Consider the following 19,714-nt stretch of genomic DNA (forward strand, 5'->3'; position numbering starts at 1 on the left):
TTTCCGTACCCAGTACTGATGTCAGGATCGACTGATGACGGTTAACGAGCAGACGTACGGGGCGGGCTGGGCCGCCGACTATGACATGATTTTCCCGGACGGGCCGGGCGTCGACGCGACGGTCGACGCTTTGGTCGCGTACGCGGCGAAAAGTGTTGCGGCCGAGCCGGTGGCGCTGGAGCTGGGAGTGGGCACCGGGCGGGTCGCCATCCCGTTGGCCAAACGTGGCATCCGGGTGCACGGCATCGACCTGGAGCCGACGATGCTCGAGGTCCTGCGGGCGAAGCCGGCAGCGGTTGAGGTGACCGACCGGCTGACGGTGGCGGTGGGTGACATGACTGATGTCGAGACCTTCCTTACGCCTGGTGCGCCTACAAAATACGACCTGGTCTACACGGTTTTCACCACCATCTCGGCATTGCCCGACGGCGCTGCACAGAAACGCTGCGTACAGGCGGCTTCTCAGGTGCTGGCCGAACGCGGTCGTTTTGTCCTGGAAGTGGCGCTGCCGCGGCTCGACTCCTTCGACGGAGCCGGGCGTCGGTCGCGGCATGTGGGAAAGTTCGGTGACAGTCCAACAATGGAGACCGCCCGGCTCCATCTGGTGGATCAGGTCATCGAGTCGGAGATCGTGATGTTTTCACCGGACGGGCGCGTACGCGTCCAGCCGATCCATCACCGGTTCCTGTGGCCGGCCGAGCTAGACCTGATGGCCGAGGCCGCCGGGATGCGGCGGGTTTCCCTTACCCCTGGCTGGAAACCGGGTTCGTTCACGCCGTCGACGCCGCTTTATGTGGCCGAATACGTACTGGTCTGATCGATCAGCTCTGTAGATAGTGCAGGACGGCCAGCACCCGGCGGTTGTCGTCGCCGGTCTGGGCGAGGCCGAGTTTGTCAAAGATCGCGCCGATGTGTTTGGCCACCGCGACCTCGCTGACGCGCAGGTCACGGGCGATGGCCGCGTTCGTACGGCCGGCGGCCACCCGGTGCAGGACCTGGAACTCGCGAGCGGTCAGTGTGGTCGTGCCGCGCCGGTGGGCGAGCAACCGGCGTACCACTTCCGGGTCGATGACGACCGCGCCGGCGGCGATCTGACCGATCGCCTCGACAAAGTCGGCGACGTCGGCGATCCGGTCCTTCAGCAGATAGCCGATCGCGGCTGGATGTTTTTTTTCGATCAGTTCGGCGGCGTACGTCTGGCCAACGTACTGACTCAGCACCAACACCGGCATTCCCGGCTGCTGGTCGCGGATTTCCAGCGCTGCCCGCAATCCTTCGTCCCCGTGTCCGGGCGGCATGCGTACGTCCGTGATCACGAACTCGGGATGGTGCTCCTGGACGGCGGCGACTAGTTCCTGTGCGGTGCCGACGGCGGCGACAACGGTGTGGTCGTACTGCTGTAGCAGCGCGACCAGTCCTTCCCGCAACAGAAGGGAATCCTCGGCGATGGCAATTCTCATCGGATCGGAATGTCCAGCCGGAGCACTGTCGGACCTCCTGCCGGACTCGTCACGGTCAAGGTGCCGCCGACCGCGTCGGCGCGGTCGACCAGTCCTTGCAGCCCGGAGCCGGCGGAAATGTCCGCACCGCCCACTCCATCGTCGGTCACCACCACAGTGAGTGTGCCCGCGATGTGCCGGCCAGTGACCACAATACGGTCGCGCCGCGCCGTGTTTTACCGCGTTTGTCAAGGCTTCCGCGACGGTGAAATAACCGGCGGCCTCAATCGGCGCGGGAAATCGCTGTGCCGGCTCAAAATCCAGCTCGATCGGAATCGTCGCCTGGCCGGCGAGCTCGACTACGGCCGGTCCGAGGCCACGGTCGGCGAGCACCCGCGGGTGGATGCCCTGCACCAGGTCACGCAGTTCGTCGATGGTCTGTTTGGCCTGCTGGTGAGCATTTTCGACCGCTTCGAGAATCTCCGCTGAGACCTGTTCGTGCGTCAGCCGTACGCGTAGCAGCCCCAATTGCAGGGACAGCGCCAGCAATCGCTGTTGGGCACCGTCATGAAGATCGCGCTCGATCCGCCGCCGCTCGGCCTCGAACCCGTCCACCAGCCGAGCCCGGGACCGGGTGAGGTCAGCCACCTGCCTGGCCGGATCGGGGCCTGTTGGCAACAACCTGAGGACGAGCGTCGCCCGCGCGGTCGCGGTCGTCACACGAGCAGGTAGGCCGAACCGATGCAGAGCACCAGTCCGATGAACGGGGTCAACCAGATCCAGCCGGCCAGGGCGGCGACGCCGGCTGGTACGGCACGTGCTGGCGCGACAGCGGTGATGAGCGGCCCGAACAACGTACTGGCTGTCGGCAGCACGGTCACCGTCACCACCGTCAGATCGAAAAGCCAGAGCACGGAACCTGTCGACAGCGCAAAAAAAACAGCTCCCGCCAGGTGGCGGACTCGGTCAGCCTGGCCCGCAGCCAGGTCCGCGCACCGGGCGCTGGCGGCTCGCGGTGCGGACTGCCGGCGACCGAAAATCCCATCAGCGCCATCCGCCGCCGCTCGACTGCGGCCAGCGGAAGACCGGCCAGGCAGGCACACGGCGGTCAGCAGGCACAGTCCAATGAGGACAGGTGACAACAGAACTCCGAGGGATGTCAGCAGTACGAGCGAAATCATCGTCGCCGCACCGACCAGCGCGCCGCTGGCCTGGTAGCCGCGAGAGCGCGCGCCACGGCCAGCGTGAGGACAGGAACTGCCAAGGCGGCAGACGCAGCGCCTCCCAGCCTGTCCTCGCGTCGCTCATCCGCCGAGACTACGACGTTTCCGGCCGGCCGCCCATACAGCTTTCTATACCCTTGCCCTGTCACCAGCGGTATTACGCCGGCGCGTACCGGGATCCAGCCTGTAGTCATGCGAAAGGCAACAAGGAAGACCAAGAATCTGCTGGACATTCTGCATATCGGCAGTTCGATCGGTTGGCTTGGCGGCGGATTCATGATGTTGACGATCAATATCGCCGGATTGCTCACGGCCGACCCACAGCTGCGGCATGCGGCTCACGAGATTGCGCATGTCCTGGACCGCTGGCCGCTGACTGCTCTTTCGGTGACAGCGCTCGTCACCGGGGCATTACTGGGCCTGAAGACAAAATGGGGTCTGGTGCGCTATTGGTGGGTGACAATCAAACTCGTGCTGACCAGCGTCCTGCTTGTCACCACTCCGATTCTGGTCGGTGGCTGGGCTCTGGACGCTGTGTCGACGCGCAGCGGTCGACCGGGAGTGCTCGCCGATTCCGCGTATCTGGTCGATCGAGCCGAGCTGCTGGGGGCGTCGGTCAGCATCATCTCGCTGCTGACCTTCATGCTCGTACTATCCGTGGTCAAACCATGGAAACGCATCCGGCAGCGGACCTACCTGAAGAGGGTTGAGGCCTCAGGCCAACGAGATCACGGAAAAGCGCACGGCGACGGCTTGCCGTCGACTCGACTCGGACGGCGGTGGACCGTACGTAGCCACTGATCTTGTTGGACCTTAATTTTTAGTTGAACATCGGTCCTCGAACCCACCCCCCACCCGTCACTGGGTGGGGGCAAATCTGCCGGAGGGTACGACAGTTTCGCGCCGCACCGGAGTTTTGGCGAAGCTGGCCGGGGGTGTGGGCGTTAAGAATCGGCGGGCGGTGGTTAAGAACGCGTTAGGGCCGGGTCTCGTACGGCCAGAGCCGACTTAGCGTCGAAGGCATGGCCGTCAGCCTGCACCTTCGTGAAGCCCACCCGGATCAACTGCGGTGGGAGTTCGGCATGGCGCTCGGATTCGCCACCGCGCTCGGCGCCACCGCCGTCACCACACTGTTCCCAGCCGCGGTGCCGTGGTGGGTGCTCGCGCTGGGCGTCGCGGCCGCGCTGGTGGTGGTCAGCCGGTGGATGTCCGTCGGAGCAGCCGCCTTCACCGCCGTCGTGGGCTGGCTCTGCGTCGAGGGCTTCCTGCTCAGCACAGACGGCACCCTGCACTGGCATGGACCGCAGGATCTGGTCGTGCTCGCCATTGGCCTGGTAGCCGTACTCGCGCTGCCGCTGTGGCACCGGCTGCGGGCCTGACCCCCGCCGAACACCGTCCGTAGTGGGCCTGAGTCGATTCTCTTTCCGCTGGTCAACGGGGGTTGCGGGGGTTTTGTACCCTGACCGGGAGTCACCCAGGTGAGAACGGCGAGGGCATCGCCGGCCGCCGCCGCCTCGACCTACTGGAGGGGTCAATGACGCTCGTCAATCTCAACGAAGTCGGTGTGCTGTCGCAGTCCGGGCAGGGGTATGACACCAACGCCGGCGACCAGCACAGCGAGTCGCGGTCGTTCGTCGGCAAGATGGACGCCTCGCAGGCCGGCCTGAAGGGCTCCGCTGGTTCGTCGTTCACGAACATCTCGACGCTCTCCGGCGCCAACCTCACGCAGCTGGCCAACCACATCGCCGAACAGGCCCGCCGCGCGGTGACCACCGAGAACACCCTGGTGAACTCGGACGACGACGCCCACTCCGCGCAGCAGGGTTCGCTCGGCTCGGCGGACACCTTCACCTCCGCGCTCAGCGCGCGGCATCAACGCCTGAGAGGACTTCCGACATGTCCAATGCTTCCATCCGCGCCGACTTCGGCGTCCTCGACCAGCTCAGCTCCGACCAAGGCGGTCACGCCGGCAACATTGACGCGCTGCGGGCCACCCTCAAGTCCCACGTCAGCAAGGCGATCGACAACTTCGCCGGCGGCATGGGCCAGGAACAGCACCAGGCCTGCATGGCCAAGGCCGACCAGCTGATCGACGAATACATCAGCGGCGTCCGGCAGTTCCAGGGCTCCACCAACCAGGTCAACGACACCTTCCAGGCTGGCGGCCAGAAAGCCCAGAGCATCCTCGCCTCTGGCGCCTGAGTTTCTCCGCAAACCCCCGTACGTCGTTGCGTACGGGGTTTTGCATGCTCGAGGACAGCTACTCGGGGAGCAGGGCCGCCTGGATCTGCGAGGCGTTGCCGCCACGGCCGGCGTAGAGGGCACGGCCGACCGGGAGACGCTGGGAGGCGACGCCGTTGACGAGGCGGCCTTCCATCCGGTCGCCGGAGAACAGCAGGCCGGGAGTGCCGATGTCGTTCATCCGCTGCAGAAGTGGCTCGAACAGGGCCCGCGAGATGCCGCCGGTACGACGGGCCACCACCAGGTGCAGGCCCAGGTCGCGGACTGCGGCACGTATTCCACCAGCGCGTCGAGCGGGTTCCCGGCGGACGCGGCGACGAGGTCGTAGTCGTCGACCACGAACATCACCTCCAGGCCTTTCCACCAGGTCCGGGTCCGCAGCTGCTCGGAGGTCACGGCCGGGCCGGGGATCCGCTGCCGGAGCGAGCCGGCGATCTCGGCGGCGACCGCGGCGGTCTGTTGCTGCGCGGTGCAGTACGCCAGCAAATACTCCGGTGGCACCGCGTCCAGCAGCGTCCGCCGGTAGTCGACGAGCACGATGCCCAGCTGCTCTGGAGTGGCGGCGGCCATCGCTCCACGCAGCAGTACGCGCAGCAGGTTGGTCTTGCCGGTCTCGCCGTCGCCGTAGACCAGCAGGTGCGGGTCGCCGCCGGTGAGACTGACCCCGGCGGGTGCCAGGTCGCGCTCGGAGATGCCGACCGGGATGCTGGCGTCGCCGATGTGTACGGGCGGCAGCGCTGACCAGTCGAAAACGGCCGGCAGCGAGCGCACGACCGGGACGGCTGTTTCCGGCCACCGCGCCCGTACGGCTGCGACCAGCTCCACTTGCGCCCGACCGAGATCATCGACCGAGGTTTTCCCGTCGACCCGGGGAAGTGCCACCTGGGCCAGCAGGTCGCCTTCGACCAGCGCGCGGCCCGGGGTGTCCTTGCTGATCCGCTCCATGATCTTGCGGTCGAAGGCGCTGTCGAAAGGATCGTTCAGCCGCAGGTCGACCCGGCCGCCGAAAGCGGCCTGCATGCGCAGCCGAACCTGCATGGTCTGGCCGATGCTGAGGATGACGTGCACGCCGTAGTTCAGGCCTCTGGCGGCGATTTCGGAGACCGCGCCTTCCAACACCTCGAATTCCTCCCGGAAACTGCCCCAGCCGTCCACCACCAGGAAAATGTCCGCTGGAACGTCCGGCGGCAGCTGACCGGCGGCCCGCGCGGTCCGCAGTGCCGCCATCGAGTCCAAGCCGTGTTGCCGGAAGATCTCCTCGCGTTGTTGTTCGACCGCGCTGGCCACCTCGCCGATCACTCGGCGGATCCGGTCCGGGTCGACCCGGCTGGCGACCGCGGCCACGTGCGGCAGCTCCTCCAGCGGACCGAGGCCGCCACCTCCGTAGTCGACACAGTAGAAGGCGACTTCGCCAGGCGCGTACCGCAGGCTCATCGAGCAGATCATCGTTCGCAGCAGGGTCGATTTCCCGGCCTGCGGCGCACCGGCGACCAGCAGGTTTCCACCGCCACGGGTGAAATCCCATTCCATCGGGAACTGCCGCTGCGCTCCCGGGTCATCGACCAGCCCGACCAGCGCGGACACCGTGCCGGGCAGCGCGCGACCGGCCGGGTCCTGGACGCGGTCCAGCGTGACGAGCGCCGGCAACGGCTCCAGCCACACCGGTCGTACGGGCTGCGCGCCGGCGTTCGCGAGCTGCCGGACGATCACGTCCATGACCGTGGTCGCGCCACCTTTTGCCGGCGCGGCACCAAGATCCTCCTTCGCGGCCTGGGCCTGTCCGATCGCGGCGATCCAGGCACCGACACCGTTGACCGCCAGATATGGCACCACAGGGACGTATTGTTTCGGTGCGTCCTCAGGCGCCTGGTACGGCGCGGACACCAGCGCGGCCTTGAAACGCTCGAAAATGGTGGTGTCCACCTTGAGAAAACCGGAGCCGGGCTCTGGCGGCAGGTGGTACGCGTCGGCCACGCCGATGGTGTCCCGGCTTTCCACTTCGGAGAACGTACGCAGGCAAATCCGGTACGACAGATGCGATTCCAGGCCGCGGATCTTGCCCATTTCCAGTCGCTGGGTGGCCAGCAGCAGATGGACCCCAATGGACCGGCCAATCCGGCCGACCGCCACGAAAAGCTCGGCGAAATCCGGTTTCGCGGCCAGCAGCTCGGAAAACTCGTCCACGATCACCAGCAGCTCGGGCAACGGCTCCAGCGGCTGGCCTTCGTCGCGAAGCGTCTGATACGCCGTCACGTTGGGCAGGTTTCCGGCCGCTTTAAGGATTTCCTGCCGGCGCTGCATCTCGCCGTAAAGGGCGTCCCGCATCCGGTCGACCAGCGTCAGATCGTCGGCGAGGTTGGTGATCATGCCGGCCAGGTGCGGCAGGTCCTTCATGCCGGCGAAGGTCGCGCCGCCCTTGAAGTCCACCAGCAGCAACGCCAACCGGTCCGGCGAGTGGTTGATCGCCAGCGAGGACACCAAAGTACGCAGCATCTCCGACTTGCCTGAACCGGTCGCGCCGACCACCAGACCATGCGGGCCCATGCCGCCGTGCGCGGACTCCTTGAAGTCAAGCATCACCGGCCGGGAGTCCGCGCTGATGCCGATCGGCACCCGCAGGAACTCCCGCGACATCCGCGGCTGCCAGGTGGTTTGCGGGTCCAGCGCGGCGACATCGGGCACCCCGAGCACCTCGGGCAACCCGATCGTCTCGGTCAGCGACTCGGCCGACTCGTCGGCGGCCAGCCGGAGCGGCGCGAGCAGCCGCGCCATCGCGAGCGGCTGGCCGTCCGGCACCTGATCTGATCGACGGCGAAGGTCTCTTCGGTCGGCAGCTCGGCGGTGCCATCGGGGCGTACGACGATCCGGCAGTCGACGTCCTCCGGCTCCTCGCGCCGGGTGCCCAGCAGCGCGATCAGGTGAATGCCCAGGTCACGCAGCTGCACCGAGCGGTCGGCCGGCTCCAGCCCGCGGACGGTCGTCAGGTTCTCGCCGTCGATCAGCACCACGATCGGCCGCATCCCGGACGAGACCTGGCCGCGCCGGCGCTGCAAGGTTCCGAGCCGCAGCTCGATTTCCGGCTGCAGGGTTTCGGCGAGCGCCGACACCGAGGAAGCAATCAGCCGGGCCGGCAGCTCGCCGTCCATGGTGGCCGGACTTTGGGTGTGCGGCAGCCATTTCGCCCAGTCCCAGCTGGCTTCGTGCCGCTCGTCCCGGACGATCGCGAGGCGTACGTCCTCAGGCGCGTGAAAGGCGAGCAGCTGGCTGATCATCGCGGTCGCCAGCTGTCGCCCAGTCGCGCGATCGCCGACCACGGTCAGCACCCCGAAGTCGCGTACGGCGACTGGCACTGGTTGGTCGTGCAGCCGGTGGTAGCGGTGTTCGAGCTGCCGGGCCGCTTCGGCGCAGACCGGATCGGTTTCGGACAGCGGGCTGAAGTCGCTGGACTGGGTCAGCTGGGTCGCGATCGGCCGGTCGCCGGAACCGGCCCGCAGCACCAGGAAGTCGCTGTCGGCCGGCCGCCGCTCCCACCGCCGGGCGTCGATCCGGGCCACGTCCAGCAGCCGGGCCGGCTCCGGGTGCCGCCAGGCCGCATCAGCGCGTTGCAGATCGATGGTGTCCCGCAGGTCGCGGCGGAGGTCCTCGATGTAGTCGAGGTAGCGCTCGCGGGACTCCCGCTTCTGCCGGCGCGGCCCGGTGCGCTGGCCGATCAGCATGATCGCCCCGACCCCTACCGAGCCGACCAGCAACAACAGGCCGGCGCGACCGCGAACAGCGGCTTGTCCGGGTTGGTGACCGCGACCAGCAGCGAGCCGCAGCCGGAGATCACCGGCATGACCACCATCGAGGCGCTCATCGACGCCGGCGGCTGCGCTTGCAGGTGGGGCGGCTCGGCGATCTGGACGCGGTCCGCCGGCACCGCCGGTGGCGCGATCCGGGCCGGCCGCCGGACCAGCGTGGTCGTCATGCGATCTCCAGAGCCGAGCGGTCGAGGTGCTGGGGTTGCGGCTGCACGGGACCATAGTGGACGGTCCATGCCACCATGACGTGCTGACGGCACGTACGGCCGGAAACCGGGAGCAGTACGAGCAAGGTGGACACTGTCCCCGGACAGTTCAGGGGTCGCGAAAGGGGAAGGCACAGGGTGCCGACCGCGTACAGCAGGGTGACCGTGGTGCACGGGTCGCGGCGGGTCGATCTGGCGCTGCCGACCGAGCTGCCAGTGGCCGACGTGGTGCCGCAGGTGTTGCGTTTCGCCTGCCCGAGACCGGCGCGGACCAGCCGCAGGCCTGGTCGTTGGGGCGGGTCGGCGGCAAGCCGATCGCGCTGGCCCACTCGCTGACCGAAGAGGGCGTCGTGGACGGCGACGTGCTGGAGCTCCGGGCGGCCGAAGTCGGTGGCGCCGAGGCGTATGTCGAGGACGTACGAGATGCCGTCGAGGACTCGGTCGACGCCGGCGACGACCTGTGGGCCAACCGGACGACTCAGGGCTTCGTGCTGATGGCCGCAGGGGTAGCGATGGCCGCGTTGCCGCTGCTGCCGGCCGTACGGGAGCCGCACCAGGCGGGTTCGTTGCTGGCCGCGGTGCTCGCCGCCGTCCTGCTGGGTGGCGCGGCTTGGTGGGCGGGCCGGAACACGTACGTACGCGCCGCGACCGTGCTGGTCACCGTCGCCGCCGGCTGGGGTGGCCTCGCCGGCTGGCTGTTGGCCACCTGGCTGGGCGCCGGGCCGGTCGTCGCCTTTGGTGCCGCGCTGGTCTACCTGACCGCGATCGTGGTGATCTGCCGGGGTCTTACGTCGTACGCGACCCCGCATCTCGCGGCCTGCGCGGTGCTCGTACCGGCCGGCCTCGCCGCCATGGTCACCTCGTTGGCGGGCGGCTCGATCGACGACGCGGTCCTGGTTGACATGCTGTTGGCGATCCTGCTCACCGGCGCGCTGCCGCGGGCCTCGATCGCGGTCGGCGGCCTCGCGGCGGCTGACTTTCGGCTCCGCAACGTGGCCCGGATCAGCGAACAGGAACTGACCGATCGAGTCCGGCAGAGCACGTATTTGCTGACCGGTTCGCTGACCGGCGCGGCGCTGGTGGTCGCCGCCGGAGTCGGCTGGCTGATCCGGTCGACGACCGTGTGGGGCCTGCTGTTGCTGCCGGTGATGGGGCGTGTTGTTGCTGCTCCGGTCGCGAGCGTTCGGCCGGCTGCGGCACGTGCTGCCGCTGCGCCTGGGCGGTGCCGTGGTGCTGGCCGGAGTCGGGCTGGCCACCGGCGAGCGGACGCCTGGGCTGCAGCAATGGGCCGCGGCGCTGGCGATGATCGCGGCCTTGGTGGTGCTGGTGATCGCCGCGCTGCCGGTCACACCGGTCACCACCGCACGCGCCAAACAGGTCCTGAACTGGGTGGAGATCGCCGTGGTGGTCGCCGCCGTGGTGCTGACCGTCGGCGCGAGCGGCGTGTTTGCGTCGATGGCGAATTATGAAGGGATCTGAGGGGGTGGGCATGACCGAAGCCGACGAGCAGGACTCCGACACGGTCGGCCGGGCCGCTCAGGACGCCGCCGGAGCGCTGGCCAGGATGGGCATCGACCCGGGTGTCCTGGGCCTACAGGCGCCACCGCCGCTGCCCGTCGCGCCACCGGCATGGCAACCGGTGTCGGCCAGCCCGCTGGCGGTTGGCCCGGTGTCCGCCGCGCCCGGTGCGCCGCCCGGCCCGTACCCGCCGTCGTTGCCTGGCGGCTTCCAGCATCCGCACCAGCCGACCCTGCGCGAGCCGGACACCGGTGGCGGGCTGGCCGTTCCACCGCTGGCCACGGTTTTCCGGCCGGCTGGCACCGGCCGAATCGTCGGCCGAGCGGCGCCGATGCCGACCAGCTCACCGCCTTCGGGCGACGGTTCGCTGCGGTTCGCGAGCCCCGGGACGTATCTGCGCCGGCCGCTGGAGACCATGCCGCAAGGCCTCGTGGGGCCTGCAGTGCCACCGTTGCCACCGCAGCCCGCTGGTCCGGATCCGGCTGCTCTGCAGGCCGCCGGCGGGACCGTGCGGCAGCAGTGGGGGACGTTGCCTGGGATGAGCGGCCTGCGGCAGGTCGCGCGTGGTGCTGGCAAAGGCATCGTGGCGCCGTCCGCGGCCGGGTCGATTCAGCGTGAACGCGAGTTGATCGCGCGCGTACGCACCAGGCAACGCGAGCCCCGCGTCACGTCGTTCTTCTCCACCGTCGGGGGCGCTGGCACCACGACGACCTGCGCCGGAGTCGCGCTCGCGCTGGCGACGGTACGAGGTGACCAGACCGCTCTGGTCGACGTACAGGCCGGCACCCGGTCGCTGGCCTCCCGAGTCGCCGGCACGTCCTCGGTCAGCGCCAACGACGTGATCCGAGCCGGCACGATGGCCGCGCTGCCGCAGCCCCCGGCCACCATCGGTTCGCTCGCGGTGATCGACAGTGCGCCCTGGTATTCGCCGGCCGAGCGCGGCGACCTGGTCGAGATGTTGCACCAGGTCCGGGCTGCCTACCCGTTCACCGTGCTGGATGTGGGTGACGAGGTCTCCGGCACCGCGCACGCGATGATGTCGCGCGCCGACCGGCTGGTGATCGTGCAGCCGGCGCAGCCCGACCTGGTGGATGCTGTGCAGTACGCGATGGGCCGGATCAACCAGGTCGATCCGGACCGGCTGCGGCACTTGGTAGTCGCGGTGGTCGGGATGACCAACCGGTCGTACAGGACCGCCATCCGCCGGCTCGGCGCGCTGCTCGGGGCAGCCAGCGGGTCGTGCTGGTGCCGTACGACCGGGCGCTGGAGGCCGGTGGCCCGCTCTCGCTGGCCGCGCTCCGGCCAGCGACCCGCGAGGCGTACCTGACCCTGGCCGCGTTCGCCGCCGAACGTACCGACGAGAACTTCGTCCGGTGACGACCCCGCCGCCGGCCGCGCCCCCTCGGAGGCCTCGGCAGAAGACGCTTGCCGGCTGGTCTTCGAGCACCACCCCCAACGTCGAGCGCTACATGCTCGAATCCGATGTGCTGCGCCGCCGGCAGCTGCGGGCCGCACTGCTGTTCGGCTCATCCCGTACGTGGCGGGACCGTCGGCGGATCTGGCCGGGCGTGCTGGTCGGGGTGATTCTGGTGGCCGTGGTGATCGCCGGGCTGGCGGTCGCTGGCGCCTTCCGTAAGCAGCAGGCCTCCGACGACCAGCAGAAGAAGCAACAAAACGCTCCGGTGACCGCGCCCCTTACGCCCTCCAGCCACCCCTGATCGTGCCCGCCCGCCCGAGTTAGGCGCCCACCTTCTGGTTGACCGACGCGATGCCGGCTGGGGCCGCCGCGAGCGCGGCGTGGATCGCGTTGGCCAGCGCCAAAGCCGACTCCTCGGTCAGCTCCAGCGCGACTCGCGCGGACGGGCCGAGGGCCGGGTTGAGAATGTCGATGTTCACCGTGTGCGCGTACGGCGCGTGCACGGGGTGGTCGATATAGACGGTCGCGCAGGTGCAGCCGAACCAGCCGGTCGCGCCCTTGCCGCTGCCGTCGATCTCGATTTTCTCCGTCAGATAAGTACACATGGGACGGTCCTCCAGAACGTCAGGAAGCCAGGTATTTGCCGAAGAACTCCCAGATCCGCTGCCAGCCCTGCTGGGCGGCGTCGATGTGGTAGTTCGGCCGGTTGGTGGTGAAGAACGCGTGCGTCGCGCCTTCGTACGTGTGGAATTCGTACGGCTTGCCGAGCCGGTCCAGCTCGGCGGCGAGCTCGCCGGTCTCCTCCGGCGACGGGAACTTGTCCTCGGCGCCGAACAGGCCGAGCAGCGGGCAGCGCAGGTCCTTGGCCCGGTCCAGGATCGGCTCGACCTGCAGCGGGAAACCCAGCTCCGCGGGCGTACGAATGATGAAGGCGCCATAGCAGTCGACCGCGGCCTGCAGGTCGACGGCGGTGGCGGCCAGGAACGACTGCCGGCCGCCGGAGCAGTAACCGATGGTGCCCACTTTGCCGTTCGAAGAGGGCAGCGAACGCAGGTGTTGCGCCGCCGCGGCCACGTCGCCGATCAGCTGGTCGTCCGGCACGCCACCGTTGTTCCGGGATGCCGCCGCGGCGTCATCCGGGCTGGCGCCGGGGGCGTCCCGGTGGTGCAGGTTCGGGCAGAGCGCGGCATAGCCGTTCGCCGCGAAGGTGCGGACGATTTCCTTGGTCCCACGGTCATAGCCGGGCATGTGGTGAATCACGATCACCGACCCGCGCGGGGTGTCGTTCAGCGGCGTGGCCAGGTAGGCCTCCTCGATCTCGTCACCGTTGTGCCCGGTGATGCTGATGGTTTCCGCGCGCAGTGCGTCTTGCATTCTATTTCTCCTTTAACCCGCGTGATTGTCCGCAAGCGGCTGGCTCGCCGTGCATCTTGTTGCGATTCAAGGACAACGCGACAACGATCAGGCCATGCGCAGTTTCCGATCGTTGGTCGCCTTGCTGGTGACCGCAATGCTGATCGCCGGCTCTTTCACCGTACCCGCGGCCTTCGCGGACGCCGGACCGGCGGTACGGGCCGATGACGGCGCGCGGGTAGTCGCGCAGACGTGGGTGGACAGTCGCACCCTGGACCTGACTGTGGACTCCCCGGCGCTCGGCACCACCGCGAAGGCCCGGCTGCTGGTGCCCGCCGGCTGGTCGATGGGTGCGCACCGGAGCTGGCCGATCCTCTACTTGCTGCTGCATGGCTGCTGCGACTCGTACCTGAGCTGGACCCGAAGCACCGACGTGGCCGCGTTCACCGCTAAAACGCGCCGGCGTTGGTCGTGATGCCCGAGGGCGGCCCGGCCGGCTTTTACTCGAACTGGTGGAACCACGGCGAGCGTGGCGCACCGGCGTGGGAGACCTTCCACCTGACCGAGCTGCGACAGCTCCTGGAACGCGGCTACGGCGCCGGCACCAGGCGGGTGATCGCGGGCCTGTCGATGGGCGGTTTCGGGGCGCTGTCGTACGCCGCGAGGCATCCCGGAATGTTCCGTGCGGCCGCGTCGTACAGCGGCGTCATCGACACCACGTACGTCGACGCCAAGATCAACAGCCCCCAGGTCATCATGCAGATCGTCGGTGCCACCGGCGCGGACCCGTCGGCGCTCTGGGGGGCGACCCGGACCGGCAGGCGGCGATCTGGGCGGCGCACAACCCCACCGATCTGGTGCCGCTGCTGCGTTTCACGCCGACCTTCGTGTCTTGCGGCAACGGACAGCCCGGCCCGTACGAACCGCCGAACGCGTCCCCTGATCCGCTGGAAGGTGGCCTCTACCAGGAAAACCTGGCGTTCATCACGCGCGCGAAGGTGTTTGGTGTGCCGCTGACGACTGACCTTTACGGCCCAGGCATCCACAACTGGCCGTACTGGCAGCGCGAGCTGCACCGCTCCTTCCCGCTGCTCGAAAAGGGCCTCGGCGTGCCGGTGACCTAGTACCGCCGGGCCGCTCGCGTGGATGTCCGCGGGGGAACCCTACTTGCGCTCACGGCACGTAAGCGTCCCCCGAGCACGAGTTGTCCGTTCTTGACAGGTCAACATAGAGCGCGCGCTTACTTACGTGACGTCTAAAACCCACGTACCCACCCCCCGCCCTTAAAGGGCGGGGGCTCAAAATGTCACCTCGGTACGACAGTTTCGCGCCGCACCGCCCTGGATTCGCACAATCGGGGCCCGATTGTGCGGCCCGGACGCTACTCGACGGGTGGGGTCCAGAAGGTTTGGATTTGTTCGGCGACCGCGCCGCGGCGGGCGTAAAGCGCTCGCCCTACCGGCAGTCGGCGGGAGACCGCGCCGTTGGCCAGGCGGCCTTCCAGACGGTCGCCGGAGAAGAGCAGGCCCGGGGGGGGCGAGGTCGTTGAGCTGCTGCATCACCGGTTCGAAGATGGCCCGGGAGGCGCCGCCGGTGCGCCGACTGACGATCAGGTGGATGCCGAGGTCGTGGCCCTGCGCCAAGTACGGCAGCAGTGGCGTCAGCGGGGAGCCGCCGGAGCCGGTGACCAGGTCGTAGTCGTCCACCACCAGGATCACCTCCATCCCGTCCCACCAGGACCGCTCGCGCAGCTGCTGCGGTGTCACGTCCGGGCCGGGCAGCCGCGCCTTCAGTGAGCCGGCCAGCTCGCCGCAGACCTGCTGGGTGTGCGCCGCCGAGGTGCTGTACGCGAGCAGGAAGTCCTTCGGCACCAGGTCCAGGTTGGCCCGCCGGTAGTCGACCATCACGATGCCGATGCTGGCGCTGCCGTCCAGCACGCTGCCGGTGCCGGATCCGGCCCACCAGTTGGCGTACGACCGATCGCAGCAGCGTCGACTTGCCGGTCTCGCCGTCGCCGTAGACCAGCAGGTGCGGGTCGCCGCCGAGCAGGTTCAGGTAGGCCGGCGAGAGGTCCCGCTCGGACAGTCCCAGCGCGATCCGCCGCTCGCCGAGGGCGGCGATCGAGTCCAGCACGCTGGACAGGTCGACGATGTCGGGCAGCACCTGTACGACCGGCACCTGGCCGGCCGGCCACCGGCGTTCGACCTGCTTCACCAGGTGGCGTACGCCGTCGCCGAGGTCCTCCGTGTCGGCGATCCCGTCCACCCGCGGCAGCGCGATCTGGATGAAGTGCTTCGGGCGTACGAGCGCGCGTCCGGGCACGTCCTGGGGCATCTCCTGGGCGGTCAGCCGGTCGATCTGGGAGTCGAAGTGGTCGGTTAGCCGGAGCTCGATCCGGCCGCCCATCGACGAGCCCATCCGAGACCGGATCTGGTTCGGCGACGACACCGAGACAATCGTGTGGACGCCCAGCGTCGGGCCGCGCTGGGCGATCTCGACGATCAGGTCCTCGATATCGGTGTCCGCTTCCCGGAGCGGCCCCCAGCCGTCGATGATCAGGAAAACGTCGCCGAAGATGGCCGCCGGCACCTCGCCGGACGCCCGGCCGCGACGCAATGCGTCGGCGGAGTCCAGGCGGTGTTGGCGGAGCACACCTTCCCGGGTGTCGAGCATCGCGTGTACGTCACTGATGGTGCGCCGGACCCGGTCCCCGTCCGAGCGGGTCGCGACGGCCGCCACGTGCGGCAACGCTTCCAGCGGAACCAGCTGGCCACCGCCGTAGTCCACGCAGAAGAACGCCACCTGCCCGGGCGCATAGCGCAGCGCGAGCGAGCTGATCAGCGTTCGCAGCAGCGTGGACTTGCCGGACAGCGGGGCGCCCACCACGACCAGGTTGCCGTCGGCGCCGGTGGCGTCCCAGGTCAGCGGGTCCTGCCGCTGCTCGCTCGGAACATCCCGGAGTCCGAGCAGCGCGATGATGTGTCGCGGGTCGGCCGCCTCGCCGGCCGCTTCCCGGCCGTGCACACTGTCGAGGGTCAGCGCGGTCGGCAGCGGTGGCAGCCATACCGGTCGTACGGGCGTGGACTCAGCCATCGACAGCGTGTCGACGATGACCCGCAAAACCGTGGTGCCCTCTTCGTCGTCCTCGTCGTCGGTGATCGCCGACAGCACCTGCTGCTGCGCGACCGCGAGAGCACCGGCGCCGTTGGTCGCGTTGTACGGCAGCACCGGCGCGATCACTGTCTCATCGTCGCTCGGCGGCTTGTACGCTGATGACACCAGCGCGGCCTTGAACCGCTCGAAAACCGTGGTGTCGACCTTCAGGAAACCCGAGCCGGGTTCGGGCGGCAGGTGGTACGCGTCCGGCACGCCGATGACCTCGCGGCTCTCGCTCTCGGAGAAGGTCCGCAGGCCGATCCGGTACGACAGGTGGGACTCCAGGCCGCGGATCTTGCCGCCTCCAGCCGCTGGGTGGCCAGCAGCAGGTGCACGCCGATCGACCGGCCGATCCGGCCGACCGCCACGAAAAGCTCGGCGAAGTCCGGTTTCGCGGTCAACAGCTCGGAAAACTCGTCGATGATGACCAGCAGGTGCGGCAGTGGCGGCAGGTTGCCGCGGTGCGCACGCACTTGTTCGTACGCGTCGACGTTCGGCAGTTTTCCGGTATCCGAAAGGATCTGCTGGCGGCGGGCCATCTCGCCGTAGAGCGCTTCCTTGAAGCGATCGACCAAACTGAGGTCGTCGGCCAGGTTGGTCACGCTGCCGGCGACGTGCGGGAGCGGGTCCATGTCGGCGAAGGTCGCGCCGCCCTTGAAGTCCACCAGCAGCAAGGCGAGCCGGTCGGGGGAGTGGTTGATGACCAACGACGCGACCATCGTACGAAGCATTTCCGACTTGCCCGAACCGGTCGCACCGACCACCAGTCCATGTGGACCCATCCCGCCTTGGGCGGATTCCTTCAAGTCCAACAAAACCGGCCGGCCATCGGGTCCGACTCCGACCGGCACGCGGAGGAATTCGCGCTGTGGCCGGGGGGTTTCCAGGTGGTGGTCGGGTCGATCGCCGCCGGATCGTCGACGCCGAGGATTTCCGGCAGGCTGATGGTGGAGGTGAGTACGTCCCCGGAGTCGCTCGCCGACAGCCGGACGGGCGCCAGCTGGCGGGCCACCCCGGCGATTTCCGCGACGCTCACGTCGTCGACCGTGAACGGGTCGGCCAGTCCTTCGGTGGTCGCCGTTCCGTCCGGGTTAACGGAAATCCGGGCGTCCACAACGGACAGTTCGGCGGCCCGTGACTCGACCAGGACGACCAGATGAACGCCCAGGTCGGCGAGCGAGGAGCCCTCTTCGGACTCCAGCCCGGAGATGGACGGCTGGAACTCGCTGTCCACCACGACGACCAGTCGGCGGCCGGTGAACTCCTGGCCGCGCCGGCGCTGCCGGTTGACCTTGCGTTCCTCATCTCCTCGGCCAGCAGCTCGGCCAGCTCGACCGTCGAGTTCGCCACCAGCCGGCTCGGCAGTGGCCCGTCCGTACGAGCCTCGTCCTGGCTGTGCGGCAGCCATTTCGCCCACTCCCAGAACGTCCCGAGCTGCTGGTTGCGGACCACCGCGACCTGCACGTCGTCTGGCGAGTGGAAGGTGACCAGCTGGGCCAGCAGGGCGCGGGCCAACCGCCGCCCCGACCGTGCGGTCGCCGACCACCGACAGGGTGCCGATCTGCCGCAGTGGCAGCACGATGGGCTGCTGGGACAGCGAGCCATAACGCTCCACCAGCTGCTGCGCCACGCCGAGACCGACCGGGTCGTACGACACCAGGGGGTTGTTCGTGTCGGCCTGCAGCGACAGCGGCCGGGCCAGCGGCCGCTTGCCGGTGCCGATCCGCAGGTCGAGCGCGTCCGGATGGCTGGCTCGGCGCTCCCATCGACGGGCGTCCAGCCGGCACGCGTCCAAGAGTGTGGACGGGTCCGGATGACGGACCGCGGCGGCCTCATGCTGGTCGGCGACCACCTTGCGCAACAGCCTGCGCAGGTTCTCCAGGTAGTCCAGGTAGCGCTCGCGGTTCTCCCGAACCTGCCGGCGGGCGCTGTTGCGCGTACCGACGAACAACACCACGCCCAGCCCGACCGAGCCGACCAGGAACAACAGTCCGGCGATCGCCTGGACCGGCCGGCCCTGGCTCGTCAGGGTGACGATTAGCGAACCGGACCCGGAGATGATCGGGGTGAGGACGACGGCGAAGTTCGCGCCACCCTGCTGGCCTCCGCTCTGCTGCGGTGGGGCCGCCACCAGGATGGGATCGGAGCCGGGATCGGGCACCGCGATGCGGGCCGGCCGCTGCACCAGGGTGGTCGTCATGCCGCCGACGATATGCTCTCCCGCGCGAGGGCGGCGCGCACTGAGGTAGCAGGTGAGCCGTCGACCGGAATTGATGCGCGAGCCAGCCGGCGCGGTTGCCGGAGTGCCGCTGAAAAGCGGCACTGCCACTGGGTCGAAACGAGGGGGCGCAGTGCCAGCGGGCTACAGCCGAGTCACCGTGGTCAGCGACTCGCGCCGCGTCGATGTCGCGCTGCCCGCGGCCCTACCAGTGACGGACCTCTTACCCCAGCTGCTCAGGCTGTGCAGTCCGCCGCAGCCAGGCAGCCAGCACCCCGTTTCGTGGGCGCTGGTCCGCTTCAACGGCACCCTGCTGCAGCCCGAGGCATCGCTGTTCGAGTCCGGGGTGATCGACGGCGAGGTGCTGGAGCTGCGCGGCGGCGCGAGCGCCGGCCGTCCCGCGTATGTCGAGGATGTCAGGGACTCCGTCGAGGACGTGGTGGACGGCTCCGGACGGCTGTGGCGTGGCCAGATCAGCCTCCGGTTCGCGCTGATCGCCGCCTCGCTGGGGATGTTCGCGTTGCTTTTCGATCCAGCCGTACGTGCCAGCGGCTCGTTCGCCGCGCTCGGCCTCGCCGCGGTGGTGGCGATCGCGCTCTGCGGCGGCGCCGGCTGGTGGGCCGGCACTCAGGGCGAGCCCAGCTCCGGTCGGCTGGCGATCGTGGTGGGCTGCCTGTGGGCCGGTCTCGCCGGCTGGCTCGGCGTCCTTGCGGCCGGCGGGTCGATGCCGCTCGCCGGCGCGGTCGCGCTGGTCTTGGGGTGCCACTGGTGGCGGTTGTGGTGGCGCCGTACGAGCCGGCACCCCGGGCATGGTGTCGTAAGAACCGTCGCTGCGGCTTGGGGTGCCACTGGTGGCGGTTGTGGTGGCGATCGACGACGGCCTGGTCTGCGCAGGGCTATGGCCTGTGTCGTACGAACCGTCGCTGCGGCTTGGGGTGCCACTGGTGGCGGTTGTGGTGGGACCGCGGCCTCGGCGCGCGCTTGCCATCGCGCTGCCTGAGATCGCGGGCGTTCTCGCAGAGCTGCACATCCTGCAGCTGCGCGCCGCCGGGGTGATCGGCCTGGTCTGAGCAGGCTAGATGGCCGGGTGTCGTACGAACCGTCGTGCGGCTTGGGGTGCCACTGGTGGCGGTTGTGGTGGCG

The 19,714-nt window shown here is 68.9% G+C and carries 21 protein-coding genes and 3 pseudogenes; 11 read left to right on the forward strand and 13 right to left on the reverse strand.

Annotated features, from left to right (window positions below; translation table 11 throughout):
* The first annotated feature begins 34 nt into the window (after positions 1–34).
* Positions 35–817 (forward strand): class I SAM-dependent DNA methyltransferase, encoded by a 783-nt coding sequence (locus GNX96_RS12980; protein ID WP_163568276.1) that lies wholly within the window; start codon positions 35–37, stop codon positions 815–817.
* 4 nt (positions 818–821) lie between these two features.
* Here the strand turns inward: GNX96_RS12980 and GNX96_RS51330 are convergent, their stop codons facing one another.
* From GNX96_RS51330 to GNX96_RS67165, 3 genes and pseudogenes are all read right to left on the reverse strand, one after another.
* On the reverse strand, positions 822–1,460 hold the full coding sequence (locus GNX96_RS51330) for a response regulator transcription factor (RefSeq protein ID WP_279580211.1): 639 nt from the start codon (positions 1,458–1,460) through the stop codon (positions 822–824).
* Positions 1,461–1,838: 378 nt separating this feature from the next.
* Positions 1,839–2,159: pseudogene (locus tag GNX96_RS51335) on the reverse strand (histidine kinase); the annotation flags it as partial.
* Positions 2,156–2,644: pseudogene (locus tag GNX96_RS67165) on the reverse strand (sensor domain-containing protein); the annotation flags it as partial. The pseudogenes GNX96_RS51335 and GNX96_RS67165, both read right to left, overlap by 4 nt.
* Positions 2,645–2,854: 210 nt before the next feature.
* Between GNX96_RS67165 and GNX96_RS12995 the strand changes: the two are divergent.
* On the forward strand, positions 2,855–3,463 hold the full coding sequence (locus tag GNX96_RS12995; RefSeq protein WP_163568278.1) for a hypothetical protein: 609 nt from the start codon (positions 2,855–2,857) through the stop codon (positions 3,461–3,463).
* A gap of 221 nt (positions 3,464–3,684) precedes the next feature.
* The gene (locus GNX96_RS13000) at positions 3,685–4,041 is read left to right on the forward strand and encodes a hypothetical protein (RefSeq protein WP_163568279.1); all 357 of its coding nucleotides are present in this window, start codon (positions 3,685–3,687) and stop codon (positions 4,039–4,041) included.
* Between the two features lie 152 nt (positions 4,042–4,193).
* Here GNX96_RS13000 and GNX96_RS13005 read toward each other — a convergent pair whose 3' ends face one another.
* Complete coding sequence (locus tag GNX96_RS13005; protein WP_163568280.1) at positions 4,194–4,535, reverse strand: hypothetical protein; 342 nt, start codon at positions 4,533–4,535, stop codon at positions 4,194–4,196.
* A gap of 23 nt (positions 4,536–4,558) precedes the next feature.
* On the opposite strand from GNX96_RS13005, the gene GNX96_RS13010 reads away from it, so the two are divergent.
* Positions 4,559–4,864 (forward strand): hypothetical protein, encoded by a 306-nt coding sequence (locus GNX96_RS13010; RefSeq protein ID WP_163568281.1) that lies wholly within the window; start codon positions 4,559–4,561, stop codon positions 4,862–4,864.
* A gap of 58 nt (positions 4,865–4,922) precedes the next feature.
* Here GNX96_RS13010 and GNX96_RS51345 read toward each other — a convergent pair whose 3' ends face one another.
* From GNX96_RS51345 to GNX96_RS51355, 4 genes are read right to left on the reverse strand one after another with little or no spacing between them, the layout of a single operon-like run.
* Positions 4,923–5,141: a hypothetical protein gene (locus tag GNX96_RS51345; protein ID WP_279580193.1), complete on the reverse strand. Its 219-nt coding sequence runs from the start codon at positions 5,139–5,141 to the stop codon at positions 4,923–4,925.
* Complete coding sequence (gene eccCb, locus GNX96_RS13015) at positions 5,081–7,699, reverse strand: type VII secretion protein EccCb (RefSeq protein ID WP_279580194.1); 2,619 nt, start codon at positions 7,697–7,699, stop codon at positions 5,081–5,083. The genes GNX96_RS51345 and eccCb (GNX96_RS13015) overlap by 61 nt, the downstream gene beginning before the upstream one ends.
* Positions 7,618–8,655, reverse strand: coding sequence for a hypothetical protein (locus tag GNX96_RS51350; protein WP_279580195.1), 1,038 nt, complete (start codon positions 8,653–8,655; stop codon positions 7,618–7,620). The genes eccCb (GNX96_RS13015) and GNX96_RS51350 overlap by 82 nt, the downstream gene beginning before the upstream one ends.
* A complete protein-coding gene (locus GNX96_RS51355) occupies positions 8,634–8,870 on the reverse strand; it encodes a hypothetical protein (RefSeq protein WP_279580196.1) in 237 nt (78 codons plus the stop codon). Before GNX96_RS51355 ends, GNX96_RS51350 begins: the two co-directional genes overlap by 22 nt.
* A gap of 80 nt (positions 8,871–8,950) precedes the next feature.
* On the opposite strand from GNX96_RS51355, the pseudogene GNX96_RS13025 reads away from it, so the two are divergent.
* The 4 genes and pseudogenes from GNX96_RS13025 to GNX96_RS13035 form a co-directional block, all read left to right on the forward strand.
* Positions 8,951–10,048: pseudogene (locus GNX96_RS13025) on the forward strand (EsaB/YukD family protein); the annotation flags it as partial.
* A gap of 61 nt (positions 10,049–10,109) precedes the next feature.
* Complete coding sequence (locus GNX96_RS67170) at positions 10,110–10,388, forward strand: hypothetical protein (RefSeq protein ID WP_452124473.1); 279 nt, start codon at positions 10,110–10,112, stop codon at positions 10,386–10,388.
* Positions 10,389–10,398: 10 nt separating this feature from the next.
* Positions 10,399–11,754, forward strand: coding sequence for a hypothetical protein (locus GNX96_RS13030; RefSeq protein WP_163568284.1), 1,356 nt, complete (start codon positions 10,399–10,401; stop codon positions 11,752–11,754).
* A 46-nt stretch (positions 11,755–11,800) separates the two neighbouring features.
* On the forward strand, positions 11,801–12,145 hold the full coding sequence (locus tag GNX96_RS13035) for a hypothetical protein (RefSeq protein WP_279580198.1): 345 nt from the start codon (positions 11,801–11,803) through the stop codon (positions 12,143–12,145).
* Between the two features lie 19 nt (positions 12,146–12,164).
* On the opposite strand, the gene GNX96_RS13040 is transcribed toward GNX96_RS13035, so the two are convergent.
* A complete protein-coding gene (locus GNX96_RS13040) occupies positions 12,165–12,449 on the reverse strand; it encodes a DUF6295 family protein (protein WP_163568285.1) in 285 nt (94 codons plus the stop codon).
* A 19-nt stretch (positions 12,450–12,468) separates the two neighbouring features.
* Positions 12,469–13,218, reverse strand: a complete 750-nt coding sequence (locus GNX96_RS13045; RefSeq protein ID WP_163568286.1) for a dienelactone hydrolase family protein — start codon at positions 13,216–13,218, stop codon at positions 12,469–12,471.
* A gap of 94 nt (positions 13,219–13,312) precedes the next feature.
* Here GNX96_RS13045 and GNX96_RS51360 point away from each other — a divergent pair, with 94 nt between their 5' ends.
* Both GNX96_RS51360 and GNX96_RS51365 read left to right on the forward strand, forming a co-directional pair.
* On the forward strand, positions 13,313–13,672 hold the full coding sequence (locus tag GNX96_RS51360; protein WP_279580199.1) for a hypothetical protein: 360 nt from the start codon (positions 13,313–13,315) through the stop codon (positions 13,670–13,672).
* Positions 13,672–14,214 carry an alpha/beta hydrolase gene (locus GNX96_RS51365; protein ID WP_279580200.1) on the forward strand — a complete coding sequence of 181 codons (543 nt, stop codon included), beginning with the start codon at positions 13,672–13,674 and terminating at the stop codon, positions 14,212–14,214. The genes GNX96_RS51360 and GNX96_RS51365 overlap by 1 nt, the downstream gene beginning before the upstream one ends.
* A gap of 438 nt (positions 14,215–14,652) precedes the next feature.
* Here the strand turns inward: GNX96_RS51365 and eccCb (GNX96_RS51370) are convergent, their stop codons facing one another.
* The 3 genes from eccCb (GNX96_RS51370) to GNX96_RS51380 are packed head-to-tail and all read right to left on the reverse strand — an operon-like array spanning position 14,653 to position 18,553.
* Positions 14,653–16,566 (reverse strand): type VII secretion protein EccCb, encoded by a 1,914-nt coding sequence (eccCb, locus tag GNX96_RS51370; protein ID WP_279580201.1) that lies wholly within the window; start codon positions 16,564–16,566, stop codon positions 14,653–14,655.
* Positions 16,518–17,165, reverse strand: coding sequence for an FtsK/SpoIIIE domain-containing protein (locus GNX96_RS51375; protein WP_279580202.1), 648 nt, complete (start codon positions 17,163–17,165; stop codon positions 16,518–16,520). Before GNX96_RS51375 ends, eccCb (GNX96_RS51370) begins: the two co-directional genes overlap by 49 nt.
* Positions 17,156–18,553: a hypothetical protein gene (locus GNX96_RS51380; protein WP_279580203.1), complete on the reverse strand. Its 1,398-nt coding sequence runs from the start codon at positions 18,551–18,553 to the stop codon at positions 17,156–17,158. The genes GNX96_RS51375 and GNX96_RS51380 overlap by 10 nt, the downstream gene beginning before the upstream one ends.
* Positions 18,554–18,704: 151 nt before the next feature.
* On the opposite strand from GNX96_RS51380, the gene GNX96_RS13060 reads away from it, so the two are divergent.
* Positions 18,705–19,571 carry an EsaB/YukD family protein gene (locus GNX96_RS13060; protein WP_163568287.1) on the forward strand — a complete coding sequence of 289 codons (867 nt, stop codon included), beginning with the start codon at positions 18,705–18,707 and terminating at the stop codon, positions 19,569–19,571.
* The last annotated feature ends 143 nt before the right edge of the window (positions 19,572–19,714 follow it).

It is taken from the genome of Fodinicola feengrottensis, assembly GCF_010993775.1.
Classification (GTDB): Bacteria; Actinomycetota; Actinomycetes; order Mycobacteriales; family HKI-0501; genus Fodinicola; species Fodinicola feengrottensis.